At 66.2% G+C, this 8,214-nt stretch carries 7 protein-coding genes; 6 read left to right on the top strand and 1 reads right to left on the bottom strand.

Features of this window, described 5'->3' with window-relative positions; translation table 11 throughout:
• The first annotated feature begins 127 nt into the window (after positions 1 to 127).
• Entirely contained in the window at positions 128 to 1,966 is a 1,839-nt protein-coding gene (locus C8J47_RS17730) for an acetyl/propionyl/methylcrotonyl-CoA carboxylase subunit alpha (RefSeq protein WP_121886781.1), read from the top strand.
• Positions 1,966 to 2,415, top strand: a complete 450-nt coding sequence (locus tag C8J47_RS17735) for a MaoC family dehydratase (protein WP_121886782.1) — start codon at positions 1,966 to 1,968, stop codon at positions 2,413 to 2,415. Before C8J47_RS17730 ends, C8J47_RS17735 begins: the two co-directional genes overlap by 1 nt.
• Here the strand turns inward: C8J47_RS17735 and C8J47_RS17740 are convergent.
• On the bottom strand, positions 2,412 to 2,969 hold the full coding sequence (locus C8J47_RS17740) for an arylesterase (RefSeq protein ID WP_310886143.1): 558 nt from the start codon (positions 2,967 to 2,969) through the stop codon (positions 2,412 to 2,414). The two genes, C8J47_RS17735 and C8J47_RS17740, sit on opposite strands and share 4 nt — an antisense overlap.
• A 195-nt stretch (positions 2,970 to 3,164) precedes the next feature.
• Between C8J47_RS17740 and C8J47_RS17745 the strand changes: the two genes are divergently transcribed.
• From C8J47_RS17745 to C8J47_RS17760, 4 genes are all read left to right on the top strand, one after another.
• Positions 3,165 to 3,887 carry an ABC transporter ATP-binding protein gene (locus tag C8J47_RS17745; RefSeq protein WP_404969295.1) on the top strand — a complete coding sequence of 241 codons (723 nt, stop codon included), beginning with the start codon at positions 3,165 to 3,167 and terminating at the stop codon, positions 3,885 to 3,887.
• Positions 3,884 to 6,382, top strand: a complete 2,499-nt coding sequence (locus C8J47_RS17750) for an ABC transporter permease (RefSeq protein ID WP_220683398.1) — start codon at positions 3,884 to 3,886, stop codon at positions 6,380 to 6,382. The genes C8J47_RS17745 and C8J47_RS17750 overlap by 4 nt, the downstream gene beginning before the upstream one ends.
• 149 nt (positions 6,383 to 6,531) lie before the next feature.
• A complete protein-coding gene (locus C8J47_RS17755; RefSeq protein ID WP_259467631.1) occupies positions 6,532 to 7,677 on the top strand; it encodes a YihY/virulence factor BrkB family protein in 1,146 nt (381 codons plus the stop codon).
• Positions 7,677 to 8,066, top strand: coding sequence for a reverse transcriptase-like protein (locus C8J47_RS17760; RefSeq protein WP_121886785.1), 390 nt, complete (start codon positions 7,677 to 7,679; stop codon positions 8,064 to 8,066). The genes C8J47_RS17755 and C8J47_RS17760 overlap by 1 nt, the downstream gene beginning before the upstream one ends.
• Positions 8,067 to 8,214 lie beyond the last annotated feature (148 nt).

The following is an 8,214-nucleotide window of genomic DNA, read 5'->3' on the forward strand; positions in this document are numbered from 1 at the left end:
ATGCCGGGATCGCCATGCTGAAACAGCCGATCCAGACCGTCGATATGCAAGCTTGCGACGCCGTTTCGAACGCGAAGTGCACATCGCGTGGGCGTCTACACTTTCTATACTTCACTCGGCTGAACCGATGATCGAATCGCTCCTGATCGCCAACCGCGGCGAGATCGCCTGCCGCATCATCCGCACCGCAAGGGCGCTCGGTATCCGCACGATTGCGGTCTATTCGGACGCCGACGCGAACGCGCTCCACGTCCGCCAGGCCGACGAAGCCGTGCACATCGGCGCCTCCCCGGCGCGCGAAAGCTACCTCGTCGGCGACCGCATCATCGCCGCCGCGAAGCAGACCGGCGCCGAGGCGATCCACCCCGGCTACGGTTTCCTCTCGGAGAACGCCGACTTCGCCCAAGCCGTGCTCGACGCCGGCCTGATCTGGGTCGGTCCCAATCCCGACAGCATCCGCGCGATGGGCCTGAAGGATGCCGCCAAACAGCGCATGATCGCCGCCGGCGTCCCCGTCACGCCCGGCTATCTCGGCGAGGACCAATCCCCCAAACGCCTCAAGGACGAGGCGGACGCGATCGGCTACCCCGTCCTCATCAAGGCGGTCGCCGGCGGCGGCGGTAAGGGCATGCGCCGCGTCGATACGGCCGTCGAGTTCGCCGATGCGCTCGTCTCGTGCCAGCGCGAGGCGGCCTCGTCGTTCGGCAACACCGACGTGCTGATCGAGAAATACATCCTCTCGCCGCGCCACATCGAGGTGCAGGTTTTCGGCGACAGCCACGGCAACGTCGTCCACTTGTTCGAACGCGACTGCTCGCTCCAGCGCCGCCACCAGAAGGTGATCGAGGAAGCCCCCGCACCGGGCATGGACGCCGCCACCCGCGAAGCGATCTGCGCTGCTGCGGTCAAGGCCGCCAAGGCGGTCGATTACATCGGCGCCGGCACGATCGAGTTCATCGCCGACGCCAGCGAAGGCCTCCGCGCCGACCGCATCTGGTTCATGGAAATGAACACGCGGCTCCAGGTCGAGCACCCGGTCACCGAAGAGATCACCGGCCAGGACTTGGTCGAATGGCAACTCCGCGTCGCATCCGGCGAGCCCTTGCCCAAGCGTCAGGACGAACTGGCGATCGACGGCTGGGCAATGGAAGCGCGACTTTATGCCGAAGATCCCGGCAAGGGCTTCCTGCCGTCGATCGGAACGCTCGAACGCTTCGACCTCGGCACCACCGCTCGCGTCGATACCGGGGTAGAGCAGGGCGCGGAAATCTCGCCCTTCTACGACCCGATGATTGCCAAGGTCATCGCCTGGGGCGAAGACCGCGAGACCGCCCGCGAAGCCTTGGCGTATGCGCTCGACGGCGCGGTCGTCTGGCCGGTCCGCTCCAACGCAGGGTTCCTCGTCGAGGCGCTCGACCATCCCGACTTCGTGGCGGGCACGCTCGACACCGGTCTGATCGCCCGCGAAGGCGACGCGCTCATGCCGCCGACGCATCCGACTGAGGAAGCATTATCCGAGGCTGCCGGCGCGCTGGTATCCGCCGATCCGATCGCGGGCTTCCGCCTAAATGCCGCCCCCCGCCGGAGCGCGACGTTCCTGCTGGACGGCGAACCGGTCGAGGTCGATCTCGACGGGCAGGCCGGAACGACGTCGGCGTTCGAAGACGTCCTGATCTCCGAAGCGGGCCAGACTTGGCAGCTCAAGCCTTGGCGTGCGTCGGGTGTTGCCGCAGGCGGAGCAGCGGACGGTGCGATCCTGTCACCGATGCCGGGCCGCATCATCGCGGTCGACGTCGCAGCGGGCGATACCGTCGCGAAGGGCCAGAAGCTCGTCACGCTGGAGGCGATGAAGATGGAGCACTCCCTCACCGCGCCGTTCGACGGCATCGTCGCGGACCTCAACGCAATCGAGGGCGGGCAGGTGACCGAGGGCACCATGCTCGTCCGCATCGAGAAGGATTCCTGATGGCCGGCCGTTATTTCGACGACTGGCGCATCGGCGACCGGATCGAGCACGAGATCCGTCGCACCGTGACCGAGACGGACAACCTCCTTTTCTCGACGATGACCCACAACCCGCAGCCGCTCCACCTCGATATCGAGGCCGCCAAGGCGAGCGAGTTCGGGCAGATCCTGGTCAACGGCACCTTCACCTTCGCGCTGATGGTCGGGCTGTCGGTCGGCGAGACGACGCTCGGCACGCTCGTCGCCAATCTCGGCTACGACAAGCTGGTGCACCCCAAACCCGTCTTCATCGGCGACACGATGCGTGCCGAGACGGAGGTTACAGAGCTTAAGCCGAGCAAGTCGCGTCCCGAGGCGGGCATCGTCACCTTCACCCACCGCCTGATCAACCAGCGCGAAGAGATCGTCTGCCAATGCCTGCGAACGGCGCTACTCAAACGTAAGGGTTAACTGGACTTCCCGAGCGCAGTCTCGACCACCGGCGTGACCTTTGCCGCGATCTTGGCGACCCCGCCCGAATTGGGATGAACATGATCGGTCTGCATCAACTGCGCATTTCCGATCACCCCGTCGAGAATGAACGGATAGAGCGTAACACCGTACCGCTTGGCCAAGTCCGGCCAGATGGTGTTGAACTGATTGGCGAAGTCGGGGCCCAGATTGGGCGGCGCCATCATTCCGGTGAGCATAACCGGGATACCGCGACGCTTGGCTTCGTCGAGCATCGCCGTCATGTTTGCCCGCGTCTCGGCAGGCGAGATCTGGCGCAGCACGTCGTTCCCGCCCAGCCCGATCAACACAAGATCGGGTTTGCGCGTCATGTTGTCGAGCGCGAACGCGAACCGCTGACGCCCCGCCGCGCTCGTATCCCCCGATACGCCTGCGTTGACGATCGTTGCATTGATCCCGTCACGCCGCAGCCGGGCCTGCACCGCATCCGGCAGGCTCTGTCCGCGATCGAGCCCGTACCCAGCGTACAGGCTGTCCCCGAAGGCGAGGATCAACTTCGGCGGACCTTTCGGCGCTGGCGTTGCGACGGCTGGCGCGACGGCATTGGTGGGAGGTGAGGGGGCGGGTGTCGTGTCGCTTCGATCGCATCCGGCGAGCAGCCCGACTTGGAGAAGGACCGCGCCGACCCCATACAGTGTCCGACGCCTGCTTTTTCGATTTCGCTCCAATTTGAAGATCTCCAACCACCCATGACTCACAATGCGCACGACGCCGTGCCCGATCATGCCGCAGACGACATGGTGATCACCATTCGCGATGTCACCCTGACGCTCGGCGCAGCAAGTGCGGCGACGACGATCTTGAAGGGCATCGACCTCGATATCGCCCGCGGGACCAGCATCGCGCTGCTCGGGCCGTCGGGATCGGGCAAGTCGTCGCTGATGGCGATCCTGTCCGGACTCGAACAGGCGAGCGGCGGCAGCGTGCGGGTCGCGGGGCTCGATTTCGGGGCGCTCGACGAGGATGCGTTGTCGCGCGCGAGACGCGGGCGGATCGGCATCGTCCTCCAGGCCTTCCATCTCCTGCCGACGATGACCGCGCTGGAGAACGTCGCGGTACCGATGGAACTGGCCGGCATGCCCGACGCGTTCGCGCGCGCGGAAGCCGAACTGACCGCCGTCGGCCTGTCACACCGTATGGGCCACTACCCGACCCAATTGTCGGGCGGGGAGCAGCAGCGCGTAGCGATCGCCCGCGCGCTCGGGCCACGTCCGGATATCGTGTTCGCCGACGAACCGACCGGCAATCTCGACACCGCGACCGGGGCGTCGATCATGGACCTGCTGTTCGATCGCCGTTCCGCGACCGGCGCGACGCTGATCGTCATCACGCACGATCCCGCTCTCGCGGCGCGCTGCGACCGGATCGTCGAGATGGGCGACGGGCGTATCGTCGCGGACCACTTGCGGTGAACGACTGGCGGCTGGCGTGGCGACTTGCGCGACGCGAACTCGACCTGCGGTTTCGCGGGCTGCGGCTGTTGCTCGCGTGCCTGTTCCTCGGCGTCGGGGCGCTCGCCGCGATCGGCAGCCTGACCCAGGCGATCGATACCGAACTCGCCTCCCGCGGAAGCGCGATCCTTGGCGGTGACGTGGAATTCTCGGCCTCGCAGCGCGCCGCCACGCCGGCCGAACGTGCGGCGATGGCGCGGCTTGGTGCCGTGTCGGAGACGGTGCGGATGCAAGCGATGGCGGTGCGCGGTACGAACAGCGTGCCGATCGAGCTCAAGGGTGTCGATACCGCCTATCCACTCTATGGCACGCTGGCTTTGCGCGGTGGCCGATCGGCAAGACCGCTCGACGCGACGACCGTACTCGTCGTGCCCGCGCTGGCGGAGCGCCTCGGGATAGCGCCTGGCGCCAGAGTCAGGCTCGGCACCGCAGAATTCACCGTCGGTGGGATCGTCACGAGCGAGCCGGACCGGCTGGGAGAGGGCTTTACGCTCGGTCCGGTCGCGATCGTCTCGCTCGGGGGGATCACACGGACCGGCCTCGTCCAGCCCGGCAGCCTGTACGAAAGCAAATACCGCGTCCGGTTGCCCGAAGGCGCGTCGCCGCAAACCGCCACCGACCGCTTCAAGACAGCGTTCGCGACCGCCGGATGGGAAACCAAGACGCGCGATCGCGCCGCACCCGGCGCCGAACGCTTCGTCGACCGCATGGGGCAGTTCCTCCTGCTCGTCGGCCTGTCCGCGCTGGTCATCGCCGGGATCGGCGTCGGCAACGGCGTGTCGTCCTACCTGACCGCGCGTCGCAGCAGCATCGCCGCGCTGAAGGTGCTTGGCGCCACCTCGGGGATCATCGCGCGGATCTATATCCTGCAAGTCGCGGTGGTCGCGGCGATGGGGATCGTCGCCGGGCTGGTCGCGGGTATCTTGACCGTGCCGCTGATCGTCTGGCTTGCCGGCGACGTCCTGCCCGTCGCGCCGCGGTTCGCCGTTCAGGTTGCGCCGCTTGCGCTTGCTGCGGCCTACGGCATGCTGATCGCGCTGGCCTTTACCGCACCGCCCTTGATCGAGGCGGGGCGTATCCCAGCCGCCGGGTTGCTGCGCGGGCTACTCGGCGAGCGTCGTGTACCTCTCCGCCGGACGCTGCCCTGGGTGATCGGCGCCGGTGCGGCGATCGTCGCGCTTGCGCTGCTGACCGCGGAACAGCCCGGTCTGAGCGCCGGCTTCCTCGCGGCGGTGGCGGGCGTACTTGCGATCCTGGCGCTGTTCGGATGGAGCATCCGTCGCGGGGCAGCGCTGCTGCCTCGATCGCGGCGCCCGTTACTCCGCTTGGCGGTCGCCGGTCTGCACCGCCCCGGTGCGAGGACCGGGACGTTGGTCGTCGCGCTCGGTCTGGGCTTGACGCTGTTCGTCCTGCTGGCCGGAATCCGCACCAGCATCGACGCGAACATCGAGCGGACCGTGCCGCAGCGCGCGCCCGCGTTGTTCGCGCTCGACGTCCCGCCTGATCGCGAGGCCGAGTTTCGCCGGGTCGTCGAAGCGGTCGCCACCCACCCGCTGATCCGAACGGTGCCGGCGATGCGCGGCACGATCACCGGCTATGGCACGACGCGCGTCGCCGACCTGAAGACGTTGCCCGAGGGCGCCTGGGCACTGCGCGGCGAGCGCGGTCTGACCTATTCCGAGACCCTTCCTGAAGGGAGCGAACTGACTGCCGGCCGCTGGTGGCCGAGAAGCTATGATGGGCCGCCGCTCGTCTCGATCGACGAGCGGCTGGCGAAGGTGCTCGATCTGAAGATCGGCGATCCGCTCAGCTATACGTTGCTCGGGGTAGAGCGAACCGCGACGATCGCATCGTTCCGGCGGATCAGCTGGGATACGCTTGGCTTCAACTTCGTGATGGTCTTCTCGCCCAACGCGATCGAGGACGCTCCGCACAATCTCGCGGCGACGATCGATCTCGCGCCCGGGCAGGAGGCGAGGGTGATGCGTGCGCTGCTGCCCCGCTTCCCGTCGGTCTCGGTGATCGAGGTGCGCGGTGTGCTGGGACAGGTTCGCGCGATCGTCTTGCAGATGGCGATGGCGATCACCGCGGCGGCGTCTGTCGCGATCCTGGCCGGTATCGCCGTGCTGATCGGTGCGATCGCGGCCGCACGCGAGGCGCGCACCTACGACGGCGTGATCCTGCGAACGTTAGGCGCCACGCGGTTGCAGGTGCTCGCGGTTCAGGCGCTTGAATACGCGTTTTTGAGCATCGTGCTGTCGCTGCTTGCCTTGCTGCTGGGGCTCGGCGGCGCGTGGTATGTCGTGACCCAGCTGTTCACGTTCGAATGGCTTCCGGACTACGCAGTGGTCTTCGCGACGCTGGTCGGGGGCGCCGGGCTGACGATGGCGATCGGACTGATTGGCGCGTGGCCAATTCTCGGCGCGCGCCCCGCACGCGCGCTTCGCGAGCTCTAGACGAGGATTGCGTACGAACATGCGGCACGTTTCGCGACCCGCGGCGTTGGGCTGATGCGGGGCAATCCTCGCGACACGACTGTTTTCCGAGGACCAAGACTCTGGCCGATATGACCGCTTTGCCGAACACTGCCACTAGCCCTTGGTCCATGTCGGCAGGCGAATGGTGGAAGGTCCTGAAACGGACCTGGGCCGAGGCAGCGGACGATAATATCGGGCTCATCGCCGCGGGGACCGCGTTCTACGGGTTCGCGGCGATCGTTCCGTTGCTGGCGTCGGTCGTCCTGATCTATGGCTTGGTTGCCGATACCGCGACCGTCGTCGCCAACATCCGTGCTCTTTTCAACGTCCTCCCCGATGATGCGGCCCGCGTGATCGGCGATCAGCTGGCGACCGTCGTCGGCACGTCTGAAGGCAAGAAGGGCTTCGGCCTCGTCATCGCGCTGGGGATTGCCTTGTACGGCGGCACCAAGGGTGCCTCGTCGATCGTCACCGCGCTCAACATCGCCTATGAAGAGAAGGAAACGCGGGGGTTCATCGTATTGAACCTGCTGGCCTTCGCGATCACTGGCGGGGCGGTGATGCTGGCATTGGTTGCCGCCCTGTCGACCGCGGCGTTTGCGCTACTCGACAGCCTGATACCTGGCGCGCCGGAAATCCTGCTGCTGGCGATCCGCCTCGTCAGTTACGGCGTGCTCGCTTCGCTAGGCGTTACGGCGGCGGCGTGCTTGTATCGGTTCGGCCCCAATCGTCACAAAGCCAAGTGGGCGTGGCTGACGCCCGGATCTCTGGCTGCAACGGTTATATGGCTGGGCGCGACGATCGGGTTCGGCGTCTATGTCTCGCGCTTTGGAAATTACGGCGCGACCTATGGCTCACTGAGCGCGGTCATCGTGCTCCTCACATGGCTGTGGCTCTCGGCCTATGTTTTCCTGCTCGGCGCAGAACTGAATTCGGAACTGGAGCACCAAACGACGAGCGACACGACGACCGGAGGGGCTACGCCGATGGGAACGCGCGGTGCGACCGTCGCGGATACGGTTGCGACAGACATCGACCCGAAGCCAGTTGTTCAGCCCGAGGAACCGGACAGGGTAGGGGTCTTGGCCGCCGCCCATCTCAGCGGCATGCAGGCAGGGTTACCAGCATCGCTTCTGGCGCTCGGAGGTCTGAGGTCGATCCGTCGCGGCTCACCGTTCGCGGGTCTTTGTCTGATCGCCGCTAGCGCAGCACTGGCGCACCGGAAGCGACGTGCGTCAGACGAGGTGGCAGCAAAAATGCGAGCCAAGGCCTGATGACATATGGGCGGTCGATCAAGCTGTTCTTCGACGGCGGTTGCCGGCCAAACCCTGGCCCAATCGAATGCGCCGTAGTCCGGAAGGGGGTAGCGCACTACCGGCACGATCTCGGTAACGGCAGTAACAGCGACGCCGAATGGCTGGCTGCCATCCATGCATTGGAGATCGCAGCACGAAACGGAGACCGCGATATCACGCTGTTCGGCGATTCCACGCTGGTCGTTACCCAAGCCAATCGAACGGCGCGGTGTCGCTCGACCGAACTCGAAGCACACCGGGCCAGGTTCATGGAGCTATCGATTGGGTTCGAGCGCCTACGCATCCGGCATATCGGTCGAGCCCAGAACCTTGCAGGCATAGCGTTGGCCAAGTTGCACCCCCGGTGAGGCTGATACGGCCCCGCCCAGCGTCACAGGGGGTGCAGGCGTCGTTTTTCCGGAAACCGACCAAAAACTGTAAAATAGTGTTTGACGGGGTGGGGGGGTGGCCCTAGAGGGGTGTCACCGCAGCGGACGGCCTCAACGGCTTCTGAAG

It is taken from the genome of Sphingomonas sp. PP-F2F-G114-C0414 (assembly GCF_003688595.1).
GTDB lineage: Bacteria > Pseudomonadota > Alphaproteobacteria > Sphingomonadales > Sphingomonadaceae > Sphingomonas.

What these genes read in the sequence shown, in the direction of transcription:
- C8J47_RS17755 (WP_259467631.1), top strand. Translation starts at nt 6,532, where the DNA reads ATGTCGGCAGGCGAATGGTGGAAGGTCCTGAAACGGACCTGGGCCGAG.
- C8J47_RS17735 (WP_121886782.1), top strand. Translation starts at nt 1,966, where the DNA reads ATGGCCGGCCGTTATTTCGACGACTGGCGCATCGGCGACCGGATCGAG.
- C8J47_RS17730 (WP_121886781.1), top strand. Translation starts at nt 128, where the DNA reads ATGATCGAATCGCTCCTGATCGCCAACCGCGGCGAGATCGCCTGCCGC.
- C8J47_RS17760 (WP_121886785.1), top strand. Translation starts at nt 7,677, where the DNA reads ATGACATATGGGCGGTCGATCAAGCTGTTCTTCGACGGCGGTTGCCGG.
- C8J47_RS17745 (WP_404969295.1), top strand. Translation starts at nt 3,165, where the DNA reads ATGACTCACAATGCGCACGACGCCGTGCCCGATCATGCCGCAGACGAC.